The 21,566-nt window shown below is 30.4% G+C and carries 28 protein-coding genes; 18 read left to right on the top strand and 10 right to left on the bottom strand.

The window, feature by feature from the left end; genetic code table 11:
- The first annotated feature begins 4 nt into the window (after window positions 1–4).
- Together DNJ73_RS00535 and DNJ73_RS00530 are read left to right on the top strand one after the other, a co-directional pair.
- Window positions 5–514: a hypothetical protein gene (locus tag DNJ73_RS00535; RefSeq protein WP_158465782.1), complete on the top strand. Its 510-nt coding sequence runs from the start codon at window positions 5–7 to the stop codon at window positions 512–514.
- Window positions 515–740: 226 nt separating this feature from the next.
- The gene (locus DNJ73_RS00530) at window positions 741–2,543 is read left to right on the top strand and encodes an ABC transporter ATP-binding protein (protein WP_315968938.1); all 1,803 of its coding nucleotides are present in this window, start codon (window positions 741–743) and stop codon (window positions 2,541–2,543) included.
- 49 nt (window positions 2,544–2,592) lie between these two features.
- On the opposite strand, the gene DNJ73_RS00525 is transcribed toward DNJ73_RS00530, so the two are convergent.
- Entirely contained in the window at window positions 2,593–2,829 is a 237-nt protein-coding gene (locus DNJ73_RS00525; protein ID WP_158465780.1) for a hypothetical protein, read from the bottom strand.
- A complete protein-coding gene (locus DNJ73_RS00520; protein WP_158465779.1) occupies window positions 2,763–3,434 on the bottom strand; it encodes an AAA family ATPase in 672 nt (223 codons plus the stop codon). The genes DNJ73_RS00525 and DNJ73_RS00520 overlap by 67 nt, the downstream gene beginning before the upstream one ends.
- 199 nt (window positions 3,435–3,633) lie before the next feature.
- On the opposite strand from DNJ73_RS00520, the gene DNJ73_RS00515 reads away from it, so the two are divergent.
- Window positions 3,634–3,945 carry a helix-hairpin-helix domain-containing protein gene (locus DNJ73_RS00515; protein ID WP_261792578.1) on the top strand — a complete coding sequence of 104 codons (312 nt, stop codon included), beginning with the start codon at window positions 3,634–3,636 and terminating at the stop codon, window positions 3,943–3,945.
- A gap of 81 nt (window positions 3,946–4,026) precedes the next feature.
- Here DNJ73_RS00515 and DNJ73_RS00510 read toward each other — a convergent pair whose 3' ends face one another.
- The 4 genes from DNJ73_RS00510 to DNJ73_RS09665 all read right to left on the bottom strand — a co-directional run bounded on the left by DNJ73_RS00510 (window position 4,027) and on the right by DNJ73_RS09665 (window position 6,135).
- Complete coding sequence (locus tag DNJ73_RS00510) at window positions 4,027–4,692, bottom strand: SDR family oxidoreductase (protein WP_158465778.1); 666 nt, start codon at window positions 4,690–4,692, stop codon at window positions 4,027–4,029.
- Between the two features lie 116 nt (window positions 4,693–4,808).
- A complete protein-coding gene (locus DNJ73_RS00505; RefSeq protein WP_158465777.1) occupies window positions 4,809–5,219 on the bottom strand; it encodes a hypothetical protein in 411 nt (136 codons plus the stop codon).
- Window positions 5,220–5,312: 93 nt separating this feature from the next.
- Window positions 5,313–5,909 carry a DUF4912 domain-containing protein gene (locus tag DNJ73_RS00500; protein WP_257473263.1) on the bottom strand — a complete coding sequence of 199 codons (597 nt, stop codon included), beginning with the start codon at window positions 5,907–5,909 and terminating at the stop codon, window positions 5,313–5,315.
- Window positions 5,910–5,976: 67 nt separating this feature from the next.
- The gene (locus tag DNJ73_RS09665) at window positions 5,977–6,135 is read right to left on the bottom strand and encodes a hypothetical protein (protein ID WP_187152512.1); all 159 of its coding nucleotides are present in this window, start codon (window positions 6,133–6,135) and stop codon (window positions 5,977–5,979) included.
- A gap of 667 nt (window positions 6,136–6,802) precedes the next feature.
- On the opposite strand from DNJ73_RS09665, the gene DNJ73_RS09660 reads away from it, so the two are divergent.
- The 5 genes from DNJ73_RS09660 to DNJ73_RS00475 all read left to right on the top strand — a co-directional run bounded on the left by DNJ73_RS09660 (window position 6,803) and on the right by DNJ73_RS00475 (window position 10,563).
- Complete coding sequence (locus DNJ73_RS09660; RefSeq protein ID WP_187152526.1) at window positions 6,803–7,024, top strand: hypothetical protein; 222 nt, start codon at window positions 6,803–6,805, stop codon at window positions 7,022–7,024.
- A gap of 606 nt (window positions 7,025–7,630) precedes the next feature.
- Window positions 7,631–7,837, top strand: coding sequence for a hypothetical protein (locus tag DNJ73_RS00495; RefSeq protein WP_158465776.1), 207 nt, complete (start codon window positions 7,631–7,633; stop codon window positions 7,835–7,837).
- Between the two features lie 375 nt (window positions 7,838–8,212).
- Complete coding sequence (locus DNJ73_RS00490) at window positions 8,213–8,584, top strand: hypothetical protein (RefSeq protein ID WP_158465775.1); 372 nt, start codon at window positions 8,213–8,215, stop codon at window positions 8,582–8,584.
- On the top strand, window positions 8,584–9,690 hold the full coding sequence (locus tag DNJ73_RS00485) for an NAD(P)-binding protein (RefSeq protein ID WP_158465774.1): 1,107 nt from the start codon (window positions 8,584–8,586) through the stop codon (window positions 9,688–9,690). Before DNJ73_RS00490 ends, DNJ73_RS00485 begins: the two co-directional genes overlap by 1 nt.
- A gap of 597 nt (window positions 9,691–10,287) precedes the next feature.
- The gene (locus DNJ73_RS00475; RefSeq protein WP_158465772.1) at window positions 10,288–10,563 is read left to right on the top strand and encodes a hypothetical protein; all 276 of its coding nucleotides are present in this window, start codon (window positions 10,288–10,290) and stop codon (window positions 10,561–10,563) included.
- 61 nt (window positions 10,564–10,624) lie between these two features.
- On the opposite strand, the gene DNJ73_RS00470 is transcribed toward DNJ73_RS00475, so the two are convergent.
- The gene (locus DNJ73_RS00470) at window positions 10,625–10,927 is read right to left on the bottom strand and encodes a hypothetical protein (RefSeq protein ID WP_158465771.1); all 303 of its coding nucleotides are present in this window, start codon (window positions 10,925–10,927) and stop codon (window positions 10,625–10,627) included.
- A 374-nt stretch (window positions 10,928–11,301) separates the two neighbouring features.
- The gene (locus DNJ73_RS00465; RefSeq protein ID WP_158465770.1) at window positions 11,302–11,667 is read right to left on the bottom strand and encodes a DUF2237 family protein; all 366 of its coding nucleotides are present in this window, start codon (window positions 11,665–11,667) and stop codon (window positions 11,302–11,304) included.
- Window positions 11,668–11,740: 73 nt separating this feature from the next.
- On the opposite strand from DNJ73_RS00465, the gene DNJ73_RS00460 reads away from it, so the two are divergent.
- Window positions 11,741–11,947, top strand: a complete 207-nt coding sequence (locus DNJ73_RS00460) for a hypothetical protein (RefSeq protein WP_158465769.1) — start codon at window positions 11,741–11,743, stop codon at window positions 11,945–11,947.
- A gap of 310 nt (window positions 11,948–12,257) precedes the next feature.
- On the opposite strand, the gene DNJ73_RS00455 is transcribed toward DNJ73_RS00460, so the two are convergent.
- Entirely contained in the window at window positions 12,258–12,566 is a 309-nt protein-coding gene (locus tag DNJ73_RS00455) for a hypothetical protein (protein ID WP_158465768.1), read from the bottom strand.
- Between the two features lie 348 nt (window positions 12,567–12,914).
- On the opposite strand from DNJ73_RS00455, the gene DNJ73_RS00450 reads away from it, so the two are divergent.
- The 9 genes from DNJ73_RS00450 (at window position 12,915) to DNJ73_RS00405 (ending at window position 20,921) form a co-directional block, all read left to right on the top strand.
- Window positions 12,915–13,448, top strand: coding sequence for a hypothetical protein (locus DNJ73_RS00450; protein ID WP_158465767.1), 534 nt, complete (start codon window positions 12,915–12,917; stop codon window positions 13,446–13,448).
- A gap of 955 nt (window positions 13,449–14,403) precedes the next feature.
- Window positions 14,404–14,739 carry a hypothetical protein gene (locus DNJ73_RS00435; RefSeq protein ID WP_158465764.1) on the top strand — a complete coding sequence of 112 codons (336 nt, stop codon included), beginning with the start codon at window positions 14,404–14,406 and terminating at the stop codon, window positions 14,737–14,739.
- 220 nt (window positions 14,740–14,959) lie between these two features.
- On the top strand, window positions 14,960–15,160 hold the full coding sequence (locus DNJ73_RS09655) for a hypothetical protein (protein ID WP_187152525.1): 201 nt from the start codon (window positions 14,960–14,962) through the stop codon (window positions 15,158–15,160).
- A 371-nt stretch (window positions 15,161–15,531) separates the two neighbouring features.
- Window positions 15,532–15,741 carry a hypothetical protein gene (locus DNJ73_RS00430; RefSeq protein ID WP_158465763.1) on the top strand — a complete coding sequence of 70 codons (210 nt, stop codon included), beginning with the start codon at window positions 15,532–15,534 and terminating at the stop codon, window positions 15,739–15,741.
- A 624-nt stretch (window positions 15,742–16,365) separates the two neighbouring features.
- The gene (locus DNJ73_RS00425; protein WP_257473262.1) at window positions 16,366–17,445 is read left to right on the top strand and encodes an amino acid ABC transporter substrate-binding protein; all 1,080 of its coding nucleotides are present in this window, start codon (window positions 16,366–16,368) and stop codon (window positions 17,443–17,445) included.
- Window positions 17,446–17,466: 21 nt separating this feature from the next.
- Complete coding sequence (locus DNJ73_RS00420; RefSeq protein WP_158465762.1) at window positions 17,467–18,366, top strand: ABC transporter permease subunit; 900 nt, start codon at window positions 17,467–17,469, stop codon at window positions 18,364–18,366.
- A 3-nt stretch (window positions 18,367–18,369) separates the two neighbouring features.
- Window positions 18,370–19,404, top strand: coding sequence for an amino acid ABC transporter permease (locus tag DNJ73_RS00415; protein ID WP_158465761.1), 1,035 nt, complete (start codon window positions 18,370–18,372; stop codon window positions 19,402–19,404).
- A gap of 6 nt (window positions 19,405–19,410) precedes the next feature.
- A complete protein-coding gene (locus DNJ73_RS00410) occupies window positions 19,411–20,157 on the top strand; it encodes an amino acid ABC transporter ATP-binding protein (protein WP_158465760.1) in 747 nt (248 codons plus the stop codon).
- A gap of 557 nt (window positions 20,158–20,714) precedes the next feature.
- Window positions 20,715–20,921, top strand: a complete 207-nt coding sequence (locus DNJ73_RS00405) for a hypothetical protein (RefSeq protein WP_158465759.1) — start codon at window positions 20,715–20,717, stop codon at window positions 20,919–20,921.
- A gap of 36 nt (window positions 20,922–20,957) precedes the next feature.
- Here DNJ73_RS00405 and DNJ73_RS00400 read toward each other — a convergent pair whose 3' ends face one another.
- The gene (locus DNJ73_RS00400; protein WP_158465758.1) at window positions 20,958–21,443 is read right to left on the bottom strand and encodes a hypothetical protein; all 486 of its coding nucleotides are present in this window, start codon (window positions 21,441–21,443) and stop codon (window positions 20,958–20,960) included.
- Window positions 21,444–21,566: the final 123 nt, after the last annotated feature.

The following is a 21,566-nucleotide window of genomic DNA, read 5'->3' as shown; positions in this document are numbered from 1 at the left end:
TCAAATGTTAAGAGCAAACTTTTTTTATAGATTTTTTAAATATAAACCAGCTATTAGTAATGAAATTGTCAAATACACTTCAGATAAAAGATTTGATCTGCAAAGTCAAATCAATAATAAAATCATAGAAATAGATCAAAGAATATTAGAAAATAGCAACGCTCTACTTGAAGCACAAAGTGTAAAATTTAGATCCGCTTTCTCAAAGTCAAATAATTTTATCGAAAAGATAGGCAGAAATATCTATCAAACAAAATTAGAAGACTCAATAGATTGGTATCAACAACAACTAAAAGAATTATATTTTAAGAGAAGAAAATTACAAGTTAGATTTGAAAAAATTAAAGGTGTTTATTGGCTAAATCAAATCAAAAGATTTTTGACAATTATCTTTTCAATGTTTCTTATCTTATTAAGTCTATTGATATTTTTGTCTGGTTTTATGATTATTATCTATTTATTGCCATTGATTATAGTAATTTTCTTGGTCTATTTTATAAGCGCCAAAAGATAATAAGCTTTATTTGAATATCAATTAATCTTAAATTATATTGAAATTAAACTAGAATTAATAATTGCTAAAGAATAATTTTTCATATTTATCTTTATGAGTTAAATAGCATAGTCATAAAGAAGTCAAATACAAACACCCAAGAAACTGGCTGATTACACATAACGAATTTCTCAAAACTAAGTAATTTTATAAAATGATTCGCACGAGCAAAACTTATCATCTATTGGTGCGTCTCCTGAAGGCACTGCCAGCTAGAAGAAGAAAGTCTCTATTAAAATTAATTCCTGTAGCAGCCTTGACTGGCTTAGTAGATGTAATTGTAGTTGGAATTGTTTCTAGATTATTTACTGTCTTTATTGGACAAGCTAATCAACCCCCTTTACCATTTCAAAATTTTATTCCTGAAGATCCAAAAACAAAAGTTATTAGTCTAGTCGCCATATATATAGCCATGAATTGGTTTGCTTCATTTTCTAAATTATTTCTGAAAGCAGCACAAGAAAGACTTCGCGTCGCAATTTGGCAAGACTTATCAGAACTAGCACAGAACAAATTGCTATATCAACCATATGATTTTTTCTTAAACAAAAAAAAATCTGATCTATCATCAAAAGTTTTAATCAATATATCAAGGGTTTCTGAATTTCTAGTAAGACCAATACTTCAAATTTCTAGTGGCTTGTGTGTTATTACTTTTATATGTATAGCTGTTCTTTTTATAGCGAAATCAATCGCACTATATTTAATTATTAGTCTCTTAATTTTTTATATTTTCATATCACTATTTGTAACACCCTTTATAAGATATTCTTCTCGTCAAAGAATTAAATTAGAGAAAGAAACAAATAACATTTTAACTGAATCAATGAGAACAATAATAGATGTTCACCTAACTAGCTCAGAATCGTATTTTGAAAAACGATATAAATCAGCAGGTAAAAACTCTTTCCCTTTTATTTGGAAAGCTGAAGTTCTACCAGAATTCCCTAGATCCTTAATAGAGCCTTTTGGTATAACATTAATTTTTGCTATTGGTCTTTTCCCTTATATTACTGGGGAAAACGAATCAATACTTATTGAAATAGTTCCATTCTTAGCAACTATTGCTGTAGCCGCATTAAAGCTAACACCTCCTTTACAAGATTCATTTAGAGCATTGACATCTATGCGTGCATCCATTCCTGATTTAGAAGAAATACTTAAGTTAATTGAGCTTCCATCTAATAGATTAACAAAAAGATCAATCGGAGTACCCACGAAAAAAGGAATTGAACCTAGGAATAACATTAAACTTGAAAACCTAAGTTATAAATATCCCAACAGTTTTGAATACACTTTAAAAAGTATAAATCTTACAATCCCAGTGGGCTCAAGGATAGCTTTTGTTGGAGAAACTGGGAGTGGAAAAACAACTGCCGCTAATCAATTGCTATGTCTTCTTAGACCAACTCATGGAAATTTATTATTAGATGGAGTGGAAGTTACGGAAAATGAAGTACCTGCATGGCAAGATTGTTGTTCTTATGTTCCTCAATCTATTGCTTTATTGAATAGCAATATTATTGAAAATATTGCATATGGTTTAGATGAAGAATTAATAGATAAAGAAAGAGTTTGGGATGCACTTAAGGCGGCTCAATTAGCAGAATTAGTTTCAGAGATGCCAATGGATTTATATACTCCCATTGGTGAAAACGGGATCATGTTATCAGGGGGGCAAAGGCAAAGATTGGCCATAGCAAGAGCTTTTTACCGACAATCAAAATTTTTAGTTTTAGATGAAGCAACAAGTGCTTTAGATAATAGAACAGAAGCTGAAGTAATGGATGCAATTGAGATTATAGGGAGGAGATGCACAATAATAACTATTGCTCATAGATTATCTACTATTGAAAGATCCGATTGCATATATGAATTTAAAAATGGAAAAATAATTGCTTCTGGTAATTATCAACAACTCCTAAAAAAATCAAAGACTTTTTCTGAAATGGTAGAAATAGCGAAAAGGAAACACAAATCAAATATATAGTTCTATATTTAAATCAAATATAAAAGAATATATTAATTAAAACCAAACATTAAAAAAGATTTTTGAAATCTATCAATTCTTTAGCTGAAAGATAAAAAAGCAGACCTGTTCCGATAATTGAACCAGATAGTCCTCCTACAAAACCAAAAAATAATGTGCTCAAATTTTTACCATCAGTAGTAGGAATTTGAGTTGAAACAGGTAGTTTTTCAACTACTTTTAAGCGCTCAGTGGCAGGTCTTCGAGTGGTTTGTTGATGTTTAACAAGTGCTTCGAAATCTGGCATTGAATTTGTTTAGCAATGGAACAATAGGCCGACCAGCCTGACATTCGTCGGGGATCGGATCGGCCTTTATCATCAACAGCATCGATTACTGCAGCACCCTGATTTTCTGCTTTATCAAAAGCTGATAGCAAAGGGATGTCTCCATCTAATACAGTTAAATCGAATTTTTCCAGGGCTTCTCTGGCTTCATTTGCAATTCTCTTTTGACGAAAATCAACCTTGACAAGTAAAACTGCATGAGGAATATTTAATTGCTTCAATAAAGATGCTAATTCGACAGTCAATTCAACTGACCTTGCTTTTGGAGCCGTAGGTAAAAGTACAAGATCAGATCCTGCTGCTAAATGCTTAAGCTCTTCTTCATCAGTACTAGCTTGACCATCAGTTATTACTATTTCTGAAAATCTAGTAGCTTTAGCAGCAGCCTCTACAGGAACGATATCAAATGCAAGATTGCCTCTTGATCCATATGCAAGAGCGGATCGATTCCTATCGGCATCAACTAGACAAACATTTTTCCCTTGAGAAGACCAAACACTTGCAAGGTGGATTGAGGTACAAGTTTTAGCCACTCCACCTTTTTGGCCACAAACGGTTATGAACAAAGGAAGGGATTTACATCTAAAAATAATCTGCAGGATCTAATTACAAAGTCAAGTAGCAAAAGAAAGATTAATCAAGTAATGCTAATAAGGTGAAAAGTCAAGCATAAGAAAAACAAATATATATGATATTTTTATGTATTTTAAAATACATTTATAGGCCATTATTAGTACTTTAATCATCAAAACAAAATATTTATGCTTGCAAGAAATTTTTTGTAATGCATATTTAAATATATGTATTGTAAAAGAAATGTTCATCAAAAAGATTTTATTAAATACAAAACACAAACTTTTAAAAATTTTTAGTAAACAATCAGAAAGGGTCTCAGATAGGTGCGAAAATCTTACATCAATTCCAGGAATAGGAACAAAAAACTGCAATAATTTCTATGAGGCTGGATATACAACACCAGAATCTATTATCTCTGCATCTGACGAGGAACTTTTATCCATACCTGGAGTGGGTATTAGCTTTGTTAAAAAGTTAAGAAAAACACTTGGAAGAATATAATTGAAAATAAAATTACCATAAATAATATTTAATACTCGCAAATTTAAACTACAAAAAATAGATCAATAGTCATAAATATTCTCACCAGGGCAATATATCTCCATTTGCATGCCAGAAAGTTCCAGAATTATCAAGTGTAAGTTCATCAATTCTTTGAATCAATCCTTTGACTGATTCGTTAGGTTGAATTCCATTCGAAGTAAATCCTGTCATTCTAGTACTTACCAAACCAGGATGTAAGATTGCTACCGCTATATCACGAGACTTTAGGTCTACTGATAAAGATTTGCCTGCCATGCATAGAGCTACTTTAGACATCCGATATCCATAGGAACCACCGGAAGAATTATCTTCTATTGAACCCATTCGACTACTTATTAAAGCTATTTTTGCAGAATGACTTAAATGGCTAATCATGCTTTGCACAAAACACAATGGGCTTAAGGCATTTACTTCGAATTGATGAACGATACTTTGAGGATCTAAATTGGAAAGAGAGTTAAATTCTGCTATCCCAGCATTTTGAATCAAAACATCAACTTTAATATCATTTAAATTCTTTCTAAGCTTAATCACCGACTCACCGGAGGTGATATCTATACCTGTTTCAACTCTTATGGACAAAGAATTTAATTCAGAAGATGTAGATCTACAAGTAGCGATGACTTCTTCCCCTCTATCTCTCAATTGTCGAGCCAGTTCTAAACCAATACCTCTGTTAGCACCTGTAATTAAATAAGTAGACACAATCAACCTAAAGCTCCAACAAGACTAAAACAAAAAAATCAGAATAAAATAATTTAGTTGAATTGATACAAAATCAGACCCTTGTCTAGTAAATAGTAAACAGTCAAAAAATATGATCAATCCTCATATATTGAGTGTGATAAATCAGGAGAAATTTTCGAAAGTATATTAGGACCAGACAAAAAGATATATCTTTTTTTATTAAGCAATTCGCCTGACAACCTAATACAACAAAAGCCCTTCCTAATAACAAGTAATCGCCAAAACTCAGCCCAATCAATACATTGATCTAGAATCTCATTTAAATATAATTTCTCATCATAAGAATAATCAGTCATTCTTAATTTATCTCTAAAAAAAAAATATTTTGCTAACCTTTCATTTTTAGAAAGAATCTCTCCAATGTATATAGTTTTACTTAAATCATAATCTAAAGTCTCTAAATAATTAAGAATTTGATCAATATCAATCTTGCTGAATTCTTGATTTTTCAAAGTTTGTATAAATGGGAAGTTCTCTTTCATCATATCTAAATATAAATTAATTATTTATATTATAACTAAAAAAAAGTCAAACTATAAACATAAATATGAATTTATAATTTTTTTAATATCTAAATTTCACCTGTATTCAGATATTTCATCTGAACCGCCAATGGGGGCTTTAAATGAAAGTTGATAAGCCTCTTCATGAGGAGTTAAATTATTATATTTTCTTGTATTTATAGAACTATTAAACCAATTATCATTTTCGAAGGATTGGAAAACTTTGATTATTCTAAACCCCAAGTTCAATTGTTGATCCGCAATTTTTCTCCAATCGCCATTCCTCTTACGGAAACCAAACTCAAAATAATAAACGCCTTTATTAATAGGAATAGGAGCTAAAACAGAAGATTGATATTTACTTACCTGAATTTCTTTCATGATACAAGTAGAATTATTTTTATCTCTATTATTAGTTATGTCATATAATCTAATGGCATAAAAGCAACTTTTACTAAATTCGATTCTAAAATTATCTATAAAGCTAATGTCCCAAAAGCATTTTACATAACCATCGCCAAGATTATTAACTGCTAAATTGCTAAAACTATTAGTAACTTTTTTAATTTTATTCCAAAAATATTCTTTTACATCTTGCTGAAACCCAGTTTTCATTTTCCTTTGTATATTTAAATATTTAATATTATAGCCAATTTTATATTTTTTACACAAAATTTATAAGTTGCACTATTTACATCAAGGTAATAAAAGATTAATAAAAAAATATTTTTCAACAATCCTATGCAGGTCTCCTCTGTTGCCTATCAGAAAGAATTGCTTCTACAAGATCTGCAGTGGATTTTCTTGAGGATATATTACTTGTCTTCCAATGGTTAATTAAAGTTTTCAACTCGATTATCCTTTTCTCAGCTACTTCAATCTTTTCTTCATTAGACATAGCAATCAAAGGATAATTTATTTAGTTTAAGATTAACCTTTTTAAACTAGATATCAAGAGATAATCTGAAAGAATCTCGAGTCAACGTAATAATAAGAGCTTTATGTTTGATATCTTCCAAAGATGGATTTGATTGAATCAAAAAAAGCCAGCTAATACTAGCTGGCTTAATAGTTAATAGATAAAGATAACTATATAAATCTATTAATTATAAAACCTTTCAAGGCAGGAGCAACAGAAAAGAATATTTTTCTTTTTTCCATTGACTCTTGACCGATTGGTAGATGCGACAATGGATCACCTCCGTAAAATAAACATAATCAAATAATAGTCCAAAAATGATCTATGTCGGTAAATAAGATAACAACTTTGGAAAATAAAAAGATTTGACTACCTTGAGCTCTAAAAGCCTGGTAAACATTTAATGGAGCATGAATAAATCTAAAATACATCCCTTACTAAAGACACCTAGTACTACCTTGCCAAGGTATTCGAAAAAATAATTAAAAGATATGAGGGTTGAAACAATAAAATAAATCAGGATAAATTCAGATTTTAATCACACTAAAAAATTTAAGTGCCTAAGACTCAAGTCCTAACAACATTTAAATGAGCCTTTTATTTTTTGGCGGATTAATTTCAACACCTACACCAACAGCTCTAATCATTGGGGATTGGTTTCATTGCATTATTTGCAATAGTCGGATTTATGGTTGGACCTAATTATGATGGCATGAATGCGCCAGCTATTGGGATTCAAAGAATAGCGATCAAAAATAAAACATTACTACTACTACTACTACTACTACTACTACTACTACTACTACTACTACTACTACTACTTAAATCAGGAGCTTGTAAAGGATACCAGTTATTACCTGACTTGTAGTTGCATATGCGCCGATATCTGCAACGATCCCTAACATTGCCATCAAACCATTAAACTTGTAAACCTTTCTGCTGCTCGGTTCATAAAAGTAATTAATAAAATACAAACATAGTTATAAAAACGTCTAATCGAGAAAAGAAGACCGAACATGATCAAACATTCGGAGACTAAACTTGAGTTTCATGATAGATAGCAAATTTATCGGATCAACAAGATCTAATTAGATAGCGAAGTCGAAGAGCCAATACCAGAAGTAATGATAAGAATACTTTGCAAAACTAAAAGAAAAGAAAGAACTTCCATCTAACGAAGAAACACAGGTAATACTAGTGTACTATACTTAATGAATCTCGCAAGCTCGAACACTTAAGGTGATGTCAGTAAAAGTCATTCATACGTTGATCTGGACTGATCTAATTTAGTAAAGAGAAAAATCTCTCATAACCATCTAAATATTCACAGATCCAACTATTCATTCAAAAGTAAAATCTCTTAAATAATAAATGGAAGTTGAATTAAATGTTATTATTTCTAAATCGAGAAATAAAACTCATCAATGAGAAATTAAGCTACAAACTTGTACTAATTTAACTCGAAAGATCTAAGATGAAATACCAAATAAAAAGAATAGATGGCGAAATAGATGATATAACTATTCAATCATTTGAAAGCTACGACGAAGCTTATGATTTATTAGCTAATATATATGAAGACCTCTGCTGCTCAGATGCAGACTACGACGATCGTCCATATTATGATATTATAGAACTTGAGATAAAAGAGGGAGAAAGTAAACCAACAACTGAGTATTAACTAAAATATATACAGTTATTATTTAACCAGAAAGTAAACATATAAAATAATTTCTAAAGCTATGTATAAGTATTTCATGCTTAATATATTTAGGCAAATTAGTCTAAGGATAGTTTAATCACGACTGATAAAAATCATGAACTAAAAAAATGATTAGAAATACAAAAATATTTGATTGAGAGAGTTTTGAAAATAATTGCACGCTTATTTCTAAGAGAAAGACGTGAAGGATTTAATTTCTCATAAACTATCAGAATATTTCAATAACTTAAATAACCTAAATAAAGATTGATCCTAGGCTAATTATGATTAGATGAAATACAATCTCTCACTTTTATCAATTATATATATAATAGAATCAGACTATAAAAATTATTGAAAATTATCGTTTTAGCATTATTTATTTTTTCACTTGTTCACTCATCATCACTACAAGCTATCGAGTTAGACTTAACATCAGCTCAAAACGCTGTAGGTAAAAGATTTGCAAACAAGTTTTGCGAGGCCAAAAAAGAGGGTTTCTCCTCAGATTCCTCAAGTGAATTTGCTTTAAATAATACATATCTAAAATTTGTAGCCTTTCCAGATGATGAAAAGTTTATCAAAAATCTTTGGGAGTATACAATAACAATAATAAGAGAAGATTGTGGTGAATATATTTCAGAAACTGAAGAGAATAATTTAAAAGAGTTCTTTGAAGAGGAGGGAGAAATAGCAAGTAATCGAAGTTTATATTTGCCACATTAATGAATAATGTTTATGATTTTGTAGTTATAGGTGCTGGAATATCTGGATGCACTTTTGCATCATGCTTAAATAAAAGATTCTCTGATGCATCTATACTATTGATTGAACATGGAAGGAAGGTTGGAGGTAGATCAACAACAAGAAATTCAAGAAAAAATACAATTTTTAAATTTGATCATGGATTAGCTTCAATTAGCCTGAGTAAAAACTTTTCAGAAGATATAAATAAACTTATTTACCCATTAATTAAATCCAAAAAATTGATAAATATCACAAAAGATATTCTATTAATAAATGAAATAGGAGAAATACATAATCTATCTACAGATAAAGAAATTTTTAGAGGTTATCCATTTATGATCAATTTTTGTGAGGGAATAATAGATCAATCGTTTAATCGAAAGAATATCCATTTTTTATTTCAAACACTTGTTAAGTCATTTAAACGTGAAAATGATTTGTGGAGAATATTACTTAACGAGGAAAAAGTTATTAGATCTAAAAATCTTGTGCTATCAAGTTCTTTAATAGCACATCCAAGATGTTTAAAAATTTTTAATGTTAATTCTTTACCACTTCGTGATGCTTTTATACCAGGGAATGATGAGATGATAGACTATTTAATAGAAAAAGCGAGTAAAATAGAATATATTAAGCGAAAAAATTACATTTTATATGTTTCCAATCCTAACAAGGTTAAAATTTTTAATCAAAGGTATTTACAAGTTTTCTTTTCAAAAAGTATTAGAGATAATTTAAATTTTGAAAAACTTATTTTCCAAAAACAAATCGATGATTCCATGATTATCATCTTACACTGTTCCTATCATCGGACATTGCTTGAAATGAGTCATGAAAAAATTATTAAATATTTGATAGAAATTTTTGATGGTAAACAAAAGTTTATTGATTTATTTATAGAAACAAAGCTAATAGATAAAATGGATTGGAGAGCATCACAACCTATAAATAGCTTAATTCCTAAAGAATTACAATGGTCATCAAAAAGCAAAATTGGTTTTTGCGGTGATTGGTTTGATTTAGGTAATTGTAAAGGAGTAGAATTAGCCCTTAAGAGTTCTATCCGACTGGCTAAATTATTATAATAAAGTGGAATCAATCAGAATTTAATTTATGTTTCTTAGAACCATTGTAAGAAGTAAGTAAGTTAAATTCTCATTTATATAAATAATCATAAAACTAAAATTTACTAGTATTAAGTAATAAAGATTTGATTAGTCTTACTTGAATAATTATTTAGTTCTTAAATTTAATTTATCATTCTTTTTAAAAAGATAGCATAAATATTGGAAGTTTATCATCTGAATAATCTATTGCTCCTATTGACTTAATTAAAGGGTTCCTTATCCTAAATAAATACTTCATACTCATTTAAAGGATGACTGTCTCGACGTCATATAGCTATAGTGAAAGAAAAATCTTTGATATAAAGACTTTTCTCGAAGGAATAAGATTTATAATATGTCATACTATTTTAGCGTTCATTCTTTTATTTCTTACCCTTGAAGAGATCGAGTGGACTTTTTTTGCATATAGAGAAGAATCAAATGATATTATTATTGATAACACTTCGTGGAATATAAAAGAAATATTTGAAGTTTATTAAAATTCTAAAAATAATAGGTTTTCAGCTTGCATTATTTATCAGTAATCGATATACATGATTTGTATTGTTTTTTCCTATGATTACGATTATTTTTCTGCTTCTTCTAGGTCTCGCTGGTTGGACTATCTCAACATTAATGAGTAAAGGTATTCATCAAGAAGAAATCAAGAAAGAATTAGGTAATATTTTTGATAGCTTAAAGTATCTATCATCATCACTAACAGCACTTGTGAAGCTTTTGATGAAAGATTCTATTTCTTCTGCTAAAGACGATGATTTTGGACCTATTACTTCTAATGTGATAGAATTACTTAAACTAGAAAAGAAAGATAAAGAAGAAGAAGCTGCTTAATTAGATTGGGTATTAAACTTAAAATCTTTTTAAAAGCTGTAAATTTGATTTTACTTTTTTCCTAGCTTCTTCTAACCCAAGAGGGTGATCCAGAAAACCATTCTCCTAGATCATCGTGATCTGGATTATATGTGGCGTGAGGATCAGATGAACATAAATCAAGTCCATTTAATAATTCATCTATTGGATTAGAGCTAAGTTTTTGTCTTTGAAGATTAGAGGCTTTTCTTAACCAAGCAGAAACATTTGAATACCTCGATGCATATTTATTGATATAAATTCTTTCTTCAAGAGTTACTTCTTTCCTCATCGCTATCCTGCATAATATCTCTTGTATTCGAAGACGTGAAGAAGTACTTAACATATAAGCAAGTATATTTTTTTATTTCTAGCTAGTAATAAATAAAGTGCAAGGTATTTGGAAAAAAATTAAACTTATTTAAAACTACATTCGAGTATTTTATATACTGAGATGATTTATAAACTTTCATTTAATTGATTCTATCTATTTCACTTTAGTGATCCTCTTAACTAATAGATTCAAGTCATATACTCTGAGAAGATTTAATGAGATCACTTAATTACTACATGGCTAATGAGAAATTGTAAAATGAAGCTCATCTTTTCTTTAGGCTCTATGAAATAAAGTTATTAATAATATTCATTATTTTATTTCTGGAATCAAAGCCTTATAAAATCAATTCCAAAAGTTTGATTTGTGAATATAAATATGACTTATCATGAATTATTGTTATGAGAAAACTTCATTAATATTTCTAAGTCAATAATTTTTAATGTACTCTCTTCTGTTGCTTCAAGATTAATTAAAGGAGCCATACCATCCTCAAATGCTTCTTTCCATCTAGGAGCACAAAGACACCAATGATCACCTTTTTTTAATCCTGGAAATCCTATTTGGGGCGTAGAAAGATCATTCCCTTGAGCTTGACTATATGAAAGAAATTGATCCGTCATCACAGCACAAACAGTATGCCTTCCATAATCAGAGCTATCAGTTCTACATGAACCATCTCGATACCATCCAGTCATAGGATTACAACTACATGACTTAAGCTCTGTGCCTAAAACGTTTTTTTGCAACATGTCTTGTTCTATTGCTAATGGCTATAGTATGACTCCATAATATGAATTCTCACATATTTAAAGTCAAGAGCAAATGAATATCAATACCATTTTTCTTTTTCTTTTAGTAATAGCTGCTTATCTAAATTTATATTTAACATTTAAAAAAATCAGGATACAGAAGAAGCAAACCAAACTACCTATATCCTCTAAAGAGTGGAGAGAGAAGCTAGAAGATGAAAACTTTAAATCATGGCTTACTAATAGAGAAAGGTTAAAAGATAGAAAGAAAGAGCGATGAAGCTAATATGATTGAAATCTCTAATAATTTTTTTATTCCTATAAGTAACTTAATAAACTATAAAATTACAAGCTTAGAAAAGCAATATATCAATTACTATCAAACAGAGATTTGAACTTTAGTCCTCAATACATCGATATCGAATATTACTATGAGTTTATATATTATACTTCTATTTACTCAATTTCATAAGTTTACTAAAATGTACTTTTCTACTTATATTTTTTAAAACTATTTGTGTAAAATAAAAAACTTAATTATATATTCTTACTTATCTAGTACTAAATCTGTAAAGGTATTAAATATTATTTTACCTTGACGTCCCAGTAAAACAAAATCCGTTCTTAATACAAAAATCATAAGCAAAAAGTTTTAATGATTCAGGCATAGCAATCCATTGCATTTCTTCAAGTTTATTTAATTGCTCTGCACTTAAACTCTCTTTGGTTTCATAAGCTTCCATCATCTTACCCCAGCTCGAAGAAAAGTTATCAAGATAAAAGGCTTTCTGATTCTGATCAAAAAAATTAATTATATCTTCTTTCGTAACTACTTTTCTAGATAATTGCTTATAGTGTTCAAATTCTGAAGACCAATCTGGAGTTAAGTTTGCAGACATCAATAATATGATTTAATTCTTTATTGTAATTTACATAGTCTTCAAATCATATGTGGAATGGCCAAATGAACATAAAGATTAAATGAAAAATTCAACTGTAGCAAATAGGCACATAGCTAAAATTAAGTATAAAAATAGTAGCTATCCTATTAAACTTCAATTAAAATTTACTTTAAACTGGTAAAAACGACTTGTCTGGTTTCCATGCAATATATTTAGCAGGTACATATCAATGGCTACAACTCTTTATTATTTCTATACTATGAATGACTACACTAAGACTATTATTTCAGATAATTGAAAACTTGATATCTATTAAACTATGCACAAAAAATTATTTATTAGCCTATGTACTTAAAAAGTTTAGATGAATGTCAATTAAAAATTGGTTCATATCCCAAATTTAGCTACAACGCTGTGGGAGGGGGGGGGAAAGCGACATTAGTTCCCACCAAGAAGACAAATAATAAGCGCTACGTGAGCTTTTCATCTGAAACATTTTCAATACCTCCCCTTACTTCACAAACAACAAAATTTTTATCTCTACCATTGCCCCCAGGCATAAAAATTTCGATGTCTATGGATAAACTTGAAGGAAGTGTTGATAACAACTCTGGAGAAGTGTTATTGGAATTTGAATCCAAATTTGTTTTGAGCATTGGTAGTGTGATTAAATTCCCCGATTTATTAGTTAAAACCTTACTTCAAACAGGCCAAGTAAAAGGACAGTTGCATCAAGGTAAAGGTCTTAGCCTACAAAAAAATGGTAAAACAAAACTTGTAGGCATTGCAATAATCCCTCCTACTGGAAATAAATTTTTAGATACCTTTCTTGGGCTTCCAAATGAAGCTCTAGCGGAGCTACAATGCGAAATTCAATAATCAAATTAATATACTCATATTTCCTATTCTAAATCCAGCAAAAATTACAGTGCAAAACCAACTATACATAAAGGGGCAAAGCTATCAATTCAGATATATACAGTAAATTTTCTTTAGACAAAGCACATAATTTAATTTTTCGGCCTCTACCACATGATGTTTTCCTTAAAAAGCTAAATAGTGATATTTATACTATTACTTTCTCGGATATAATTTGTCAATCTTAGCTTGTTGAATTTTTAGTTTTTCTCTCTCTTTTTTTGCTATTCCATAGGTAGACTTAACGCTATAAGTTATAAAGATTACATTAATAGCACCAAGTATAATAATCCCTAAAATAATTTTATTAAGACCCTCTGCCGAACTTAGATATTCGAATAGAGCATCTGTATTAAACATCTATTGAAAAAAAAGCTTTTCTAATATTAGAGCTATGAAAACTCCTTTAAAAAAAACCAACCAAAGTAATCCATAATCACTTAAACCTAGTTTTTTCTGATACCAAGAAATCCATTGCTTATGCTTCTCTATAAATCGCACTTACTAGTTAAATAATCTCATGGTATAGAGAAAATCGATTGTCAAACTTTAAGACATAAAAGCAATTCACTTTTGTTAACAGTATTTCAATATCTTAAAACATCGCGAACACCTTCTCAATTTTTTTCGCTTACATAACAACAATGTATTTTGTTTGACTGGAGCATCGATGGGCAATTCATATAGAAACATTTACAAGCCTGATTGAATTTGTTAAAAATTATCTAGTAAAGAAAGAATCTCTGTGTCATTATCAAAAGTCGTATCTCCGATATCAATAAGGTCAGAAGATACGAAGCTACTTATATCGGATAAGATAGCTAAAAAATAAAGCTATTTTAGGAAGATATATTTTTACTAAAGGTAAAACAATTACTAAATCCTCTAAGCCAATACACCTTTAACTCATTAACAAATGACTACTGATCTGCCAAACATTCCTTCTTCGAAACCAAAAAAGAGACAAAAAATAGATAGCAGTTTTACTAAGTGGACTATCTTTTCTCTTTGTTTTATCAGTACTCTAGTAGTCGTTAGTTTAATTAAATCGTATCTCCCATTACTTGTATCTGCATTAGCAATGCTTTTTGTATGGAGTCAAATGACTAAACCAGTGGCAGAGATAGAGACTAAAGCAACAAATGATAACAGTAACCAATTAAACCTATTCCATAGGCAATACAAGATTGGCAGAAAATATTCCAAGGTCAAAAAAGTTTTAAAAGAAGGTGAAGATCGAAGAGTTGCATAATATCCAGTAATTAAACACCAACACATACAGAAGAAAGTTGTGAAATTGGACAATTCCTAGTGGACTAAAGCACAAAGTTGATGTTATTAAAAATTTATGACGGCTTTAGGCTCATAAGAATCGTTGTTTCTAACTAATCGCAGGTAATTGACAAGTTATGCTTGCATGTAAAAATTAATCTATCCAACCATAATGTATAAAAATTAATGGTTACCCTTTGTTGTCTACTTTGCTTGCAAATCATCATCATCACAGCAACCAGTATTTAATTAAAATGACAAGTCTACAAAAAAAACGTCTCAAGCTAACTGAATCAGAACTACTTACAATTAAAGACCGCATTAAACACTGGAATACAAAAGATAAAGTCATAGATATGATGAGATATCGGTATGGTCGACTTGATAACCAAGCTGCTTAACAGACTCAAACAAAATTTTCAAGTATTCAGACAGTAATATGTTTGATATCTTTTTGCAATTTGCAGAGCAGAGATGTACGCAAAACTGAAATGTCCAAAAGCCTTACTTCCATGAACGAACTGAAAGAGTTTTCATAATCTCGGAAAATTGATTTTATTTATCTCGTACAGTAAAAGTAGACTTCATATCTTAATTCCATTAGAAAACAGCAATTACCACATTTTCCTTAAATCCTAAAATTGATCCAGCATAAGAGGCTAAAATTATTATCTATGGATTATCTTAAATAATGAAAGGAGCAAAATCTCCCATACTCCTATTGCAATAATTTACTAGTTAAGTAAAGCTTATTCTATATTTATAAAATCAAATGCCCTTAGAGTTCTACGTTTTAATTATTCCATTCTGTGTTATCCCTGTCTTTCTAGTCTCACTGGATTACCTCAATAAAAGCACTGAAATCGAAAGAAGAAAAAGTAATGTGATTGACTTTGATAAATTCGTCAAACACAAAGAGGAAGGTGATGTCGTAGATAGTGATATAGCTCAACTCTTAAATATTGATAAAATCGCAGCATAATGTTTCAGATACTTTAAAGATTACATCTTCTAAATTAGATCTTTCAATTTATCACCTTATCTATAAATATAAAAAACTACTTTTGAATGGTCTCCAATGCATTGCTTCTGAAAAAAACAATTCAGTTAGCTTTATTAAACTTAACCTTCAATAAGAAGATTTCATTGTCCTCATAAAGTCAAGCCAAAGAGCTCGCTAGACAAATCCAAATTAACCAACTTTTCATTGCAAGTTCCATAACCATGGTTTCAGAAGAAGGGAAAGTAAACAATATAGATACAGGGCTAGGCATAATGACATAAAAAAATACTCAAAGCTTATAAAAAATAGATATGTATCCCTTATGACTAGTTTAATAATGTATGTATTCAGAATCTATAGCTAAATTTAGTAGCTATATCTCCTTAGGAAGCAGTATAAAGTAAGTTCAATTAAATCATATTCTGTTACATTTTTAATGTTTTTTATATGTTTGGAATGAAGAATTACTATTACATATCAAGAGATTTTAGCCTAAGCAAAATAATCACACTGTTAAAGCTTAAAAATTATATTTTGAATATCACAACTTTCAATGAAGAAAAAGCAAAAGATTTCCTTTAATTGCACAGAAGAGAGAAAAATATGGCGAAAATCAACACTAATACTTTAAAAACTATGCGGCGTTTGTTTTCAGGAATAGTTGGTTTGACCATGCTATTAACTGGCTGTGCGAGCCCAAGTCAAGAAAACAGTTCGAGACTTGATCTAATAAAAAAACGCAATGAATTAATATGTGGAGTAAGTGGAAAAATTCCTGGATTTAGTTTTCTTGAGAGTGATGGTAATTATCAAGGGCTAGACGTAGATATATGCAAAGCATTTGCTGCCGCGATAATAGGAGATCCAGAAAGAATCCAATATAGACCTCTAACTGCAGCAGAGCGATTCACAGCTATTAAAACTGGTGAAATTGATCTGCTATCAAGAAACACCACTTTTACTCTTAGTAGAGATTCATCTGGAGGAAATGGACTATCTTTTGCTCCAGTTGTTTTTCATGATGGGCAGGGATTAATGGTAAAAAAAAGCAGTGGAATAGATAGTCTTGATGATCTTGCAAATAAATCTATTTGCGTGGGATCAGGGACCACAACCGAACAAAATATAAATGATGCGTTTGAGAGTGCTTCACTTCCTTACAATCCCATCAAATATCAAGATCTGAATCAAGTAGTTGCAGGATATTTACAAGGTCGCTGTTCAGCTATGACTTCTGATCGCTCACAGTTGGCAGCAGCAAGATCAGGCTTTAAAAATCCAAAAGACCATATTATTCTAGGCAATGTATTGAGTAAAGAACCACTTGCTCCAGCCTCTGATGGTCAAGACCAGAAACTATCTGATGCTATGAGATGGGTGATTTTTGCTCTCATATCCGCAGAGGAACAAGGAATCACTCAATCAAATATTCAAGAAAAATTTCAACTTGCAAAAAACAATCCTCAATTAAAACAATTAAGAAGATTTCTAGGTATTGATGGTGGTTTGGGAGAGAAAATAAATCTTAGCAATGACTTTGTAGTTAAGGTGATAAGCGCAACTGGAAATTATGGAGAAATTTATGAAAGACATTTGGGACAAACTAGCGAAGTACCTATTCCAAGAGGATTAAATGAGTTGTATAACAAGGGAGGTGTACATATTTCTCCACCATTTAACTAATAAAAATAAATTATTTTTAGAATGAAGCGCAGTAGCAAAATATTTTTACAGTTTGGACTTTGTATTTTCATTATTAGTGTAGTTGGAATATTAATTAATAATCTAACAATCAATCTAATAAGAACTGGTCTTGGCTTTAATTTCAATTGGCTATTCAAGCCAGCCAGTTTTGCTTTAGCTGAACATCCTTTGCCTTATTCTTCTTCAGATAGCTATGCTTGGGCATTATTTATTGGTTGGTTAAACAGCCTCAAAGTAATTTTCTCTTCATTAATAATAGCAACTTTATGGGGAACAATAATAGGTTTGGCAAGAACAGGAAAAAACTATTTATTAATTCTAATTTCAGCTAGTTACATCACAATAATTCGACAGACACCTCTTTTACTTCAACTTATGTTTTGGTACTTTATTGGCTTCTTAGGTTTAAAAGAAAATATGTTTATACATATAAAAAATATATTTAAAATTTCAAATCATGGGATAGAGTTAGCAGGATTAACTTTATCCTCAGAATTTTCGGCATTATTATTTGGTCTCAGTGTATTTACAAGTGCTTTCATAGCAGAAGTGATTCGCGGAGGTATACTTTCAGTTCCCCTAGGGCAATGGGAGGCTTTTAGAAGTTTAGGAATTTCTGAGAAGAAAGGCCTTATTAGTATAATTATTCCTCAAGCATTACCAGCAATTATTCCAGGACTAACCAGTCAATATCTTAATCTTGCTAAAAATAGCACCTTAGCTATAGCAGTTGGATATTCAGATATTTATGCAATAAATGATACTATTATAAACCAAACAGGACGAGCTATAGAATGCTTTATTATATTACTAACTAGTTTCTTATTATTAAATTTATTGATAAGTAATAGCATGGAAATACTTAATAAAATAATTATAAATTCGAAAAGATATAATTAATTCATGTTTAATAAAAATCTAATTCCTATCAAAATTTTCTGCAACAAGATCAAGAAAACTTTATTTACAAATTTAATCAATACTATTGTTAGTATCTTTATCATATTAATTATTAGTTTGGTTTGTTTAAATACTTTTAAATGGCTTATTTTTAATGCTAATTGGAAAGTTGTAACATCAAATCTTCCTTTATATGCCTTTGGCAGTTTTCCATCTAATCAACAATGGAGACCAGCTACTTGGATTATAAGTCTCCTATCACTAAGCATCGTTACACTTTTCGGCCCTGACTGGAAATTTGTACGTAAAAATCTTTTACTCGCATGGATAAGCACTATTCCCTTAGGTCTTTATTTACTTTATGGTGGTTTAGGATTAACACCTGTAATGAGTAGACATTGGGGTGGCCTTACACTAACTATTCTACTAACTGCTTGTAGCTCATTACTCTCATTACCATTTGGCATAGTATTGGCACTATGTCGTCAAAGTTCATTACCATTAATTCAGAAAATAAGTTCAATATATATAGACGTAATGAGAGCAATTCCTCTTATTGCAGTACTTTTCTTTGGCCAACTTCTAATACCCTTATTCCTTCCTATAGGAATCGAAATTGACCGAGTTTGGAGAGCAATCTTTGCTTTTACTCTATTTGTATCTGCCTACATAGCAGAAGATGTTCGTGGTGGATTACAAGCTATCCCCAATACTCAAATAGAAGCAGCAACTAGTCTTGGCCTTAATCAATATCAAGTTACTAAATTTGTATTAATTCCTCAAGCCTTAAGAATTGCATTACCAGCACTGACTAATCAATCTATCGGACTCTTTCAAAATACATCTTTAATGGCTATTTTAGGATTAGTAGAATTACTTGGCATTGGAAGAAGTATCCTTGCAAATCCAGAATTTATTGGTCAATATATCGAAGTTTATATTTGGCTTGCATGTGTATATTGGCTATTCTGTACAATCATGGCAGTTCTTGCAAGACATCTCGAACAAAGAATGAGAATTAATAAAGAAAATTTCTGATAATTTATGGAACCTGTTGTTATTGCTAAAAATTTAACTAAGTCGTATACCAAAGGTTTACTAGCTCTTGACAACGTTTCTCTCACACTCAATAAAGGGAAAGTTCTTGTAGTTATGGGGCCATCAGGTTCAGGGAAAAGCACCCTAATTCGTACTTTCAATGGTCTTGAAACTTTTGATAGGGGAGAACTAAATGTATTAGGAATTAAAATAAATCGAAATCACGAGGCAAGAAAAATCCAAAAAATAAGAAAAAGAGTAGGGATGGTTTTTCAACAATTTAATTTATTCCCTCATCTATCAATACTAGACAATATCACTCTCGCACCAGTACATGTACAAAAACTTCGTCCAATTGAAGCTGAAGAATATGGTATGTATCTTTTAAGTCAAATGGGAATAGATTCACATGCAAAAAAATATCCAAGCCAACTAAGTGGCGGAGAACAACAAAGAGTAGCGATTGCTAGAGCTCTAGCCTTAAAGCCTGAACTATTGTTATTCGATGAACCCACTAGTGCATTAGATCCAGAGCGAATAAACGAAGTACTCGATGCAATGAGAAAGCTTGCTGAACAGGGAATGACCATGGTTGTAGTAACACATGAAATTGGTTTTGCTAAAGACGTAAGTGATCAAGTTTTATTTATGGACTCAGGAAAAGTCATCGAGAGATCTACGCCAGATATTTTCTTTTCTAATGCACAGCACGAGAGAAGTAGAAAATTTCTGAATCAACTTGATAAAAACTAGCAAAACATCAAGCTTGTATTCATGTTGCCGTGGTTATAGTCAAACACAGGTATGAAAAGTGCATATCCACAAAATTTTTTAATCTACATTTTCTAGACTATTTGATTACTAAACTAAATGTCTTCAAGATATTTAAAATAGGGAAAAGAAGTCAGTCATATAGAGAGGTAGTAACCTCCTCTAAATAAACTGGAGATAGGTTACTTTCAAGGGAAGTAAAACTCTCACCTGATATAAAAGAAAAACTCATCACAAATACTGTCAGAAAAATCAACTGAGAAGCTAAAAGAGTAATCTGCGGCATCATAGCTACACATAGGTAATTATCTTCTTTCCTTTTTCAGCCATGAAAGTAAGTAAATATATCTGATTAATTATTAGCAATGATTGCTGATGAAGACACTGAGCGAGAAATGATCCTATCTATACAAAAATGAGAGCGAATTATTCCTAGCTCGCCAAGCAAAAACCATAAACAAACATGATAAGTTTTATTTATCTATTATTGTAGTTGCATATATCATGCGTTTTGTTGGCATAGAGCAACACTTTAATTAATGAATTCTGCAAATCAAATCAAATCCCTAGTTGAACAAGTAGAAAAAAACCCAGAGTATATTATTAGCGAGCAAGAAGCTAAGGGTTTCGTATCAGAGATGAAACGAATCACACAAGACGACAAAACAAATATGCCTCCACTAGTTGTGATAATAATGGCTTATATCAATATGCTTTTCCCAGAAATAGACAAAGTTAAGGCCTGAGATAAGAAAAATCCAATAAATTTCACTTCTAACTTTTCAAGCTAATCGAAGAGAACACATTTCTAATGGATTCTGTTTTTTTGGGCCTTGTAAGTCATTTGGAGAGAAGAATACAAATGAATCTATATTTGTTAGCTCAGGACATTTTTTATTTGGACCAAACAAAAACAAATATCTTTGACCATTTATACTCGCATCTGGAAGCTTTATACAAGTAGCTCCCAAGTTCTTTTCAAGTAATGTCCATATTTTCTTTTTATCTATACATTCTTGCAAGAGATCATTTATCTTATGTTCACTGGTAATATCTTTAATAGTCAGAGAAAAAAATCGATTAATAAAAATATCTTTCGCATGAGTTTCAGACTCTTTGCTGAGTATGCATGCAATGTAATGACAGTAATCTAAAATATATTCTTGACTATCTAATTTAGAAAGTACCCATCCGATATCTTTATCACTTACCCCTCGTTCTCTAAGAATAGATTCAAAAGTTTGTTCTTGAGTAGGACCTCTCTCCATGTAAAAGGTTCCAGAAATTTGTCATCGATTATGACACATAAACAAGACATAACTATTATTCATTACTATTTACCATTTTAATTAGATAATTCTATAAGGTTTGGAACTTAACTTTTCCTGACA

The organism is Prochlorococcus marinus XMU1408 (assembly GCF_003208055.1).
In the GTDB taxonomy this organism is placed as follows: Bacteria; Cyanobacteriota; Cyanobacteriia; order PCC-6307; family Cyanobiaceae; genus Prochlorococcus_B; species Prochlorococcus_B marinus_A.
This window is presented reverse-complemented; position numbering and strand designations above follow the sequence as displayed.

Bases quoted from the DNA above. Each gene is read 5' to 3' on its own strand.
- DNJ73_RS00450 (WP_158465767.1), top strand. From the start codon at position 12,915: ATGTACTTAAAAAGTTTAGATGAATGTCAATTAAAAATTGGTTCATAT.
- DNJ73_RS00430 (WP_158465763.1), top strand. From the start codon at position 15,532: ATGCCCTTAGAGTTCTACGTTTTAATTATTCCATTCTGTGTTATCCCT.
- DNJ73_RS00470 (WP_158465771.1), bottom strand. From the start codon at position 10,927: ATGTTAAGTACTTCTTCACGTCTTCGAATACAAGAGATATTATGCAGG.
- DNJ73_RS00435 (WP_158465764.1), top strand. From the start codon at position 14,404: ATGACTACTGATCTGCCAAACATTCCTTCTTCGAAACCAAAAAAGAGA.
- DNJ73_RS00485 (WP_158465774.1), top strand. From the start codon at position 8,584: ATGAATAATGTTTATGATTTTGTAGTTATAGGTGCTGGAATATCTGGA.
- DNJ73_RS00415 (WP_158465761.1), top strand. From the start codon at position 18,370: ATGTTTAATAAAAATCTAATTCCTATCAAAATTTTCTGCAACAAGATC.
- DNJ73_RS00505 (WP_158465777.1), bottom strand. From the start codon at position 5,219: ATGATGAAAGAGAACTTCCCATTTATACAAACTTTGAAAAATCAAGAA.
- DNJ73_RS00535 (WP_158465782.1), top strand. From the start codon at position 5: ATGTTAAGAGCAAACTTTTTTTATAGATTTTTTAAATATAAACCAGCT.
- DNJ73_RS00400 (WP_158465758.1), bottom strand. From the start codon at position 21,443: ATGGAGAGAGGTCCTACTCAAGAACAAACTTTTGAATCTATTCTTAGA.
- DNJ73_RS00455 (WP_158465768.1), bottom strand. From the start codon at position 12,566: ATGTCTGCAAACTTAACTCCAGATTGGTCTTCAGAATTTGAACACTAT.
- DNJ73_RS00475 (WP_158465772.1), top strand. From the start codon at position 10,288: ATGATTACGATTATTTTTCTGCTTCTTCTAGGTCTCGCTGGTTGGACT.
- DNJ73_RS00420 (WP_158465762.1), top strand. From the start codon at position 17,467: ATGAAGCGCAGTAGCAAAATATTTTTACAGTTTGGACTTTGTATTTTC.
- DNJ73_RS00460 (WP_158465769.1), top strand. From the start codon at position 11,741: ATGAATATCAATACCATTTTTCTTTTTCTTTTAGTAATAGCTGCTTAT.
- DNJ73_RS00465 (WP_158465770.1), bottom strand. From the start codon at position 11,667: ATGTTGCAAAAAAACGTTTTAGGCACAGAGCTTAAGTCATGTAGTTGT.
- DNJ73_RS00525 (WP_158465780.1), bottom strand. From the start codon at position 2,829: ATGCCAGATTTCGAAGCACTTGTTAAACATCAACAAACCACTCGAAGA.
- DNJ73_RS09665 (WP_187152512.1), bottom strand. From the start codon at position 6,135: ATGTCTAATGAAGAAAAGATTGAAGTAGCTGAGAAAAGGATAATCGAG.
- DNJ73_RS00495 (WP_158465776.1), top strand. From the start codon at position 7,631: ATGAAATACCAAATAAAAAGAATAGATGGCGAAATAGATGATATAACT.
- DNJ73_RS00405 (WP_158465759.1), top strand. From the start codon at position 20,715: ATGAATTCTGCAAATCAAATCAAATCCCTAGTTGAACAAGTAGAAAAA.
- DNJ73_RS00410 (WP_158465760.1), top strand. From the start codon at position 19,411: ATGGAACCTGTTGTTATTGCTAAAAATTTAACTAAGTCGTATACCAAA.
- DNJ73_RS00425 (WP_257473262.1), top strand. From the start codon at position 16,366: ATGGCGAAAATCAACACTAATACTTTAAAAACTATGCGGCGTTTGTTT.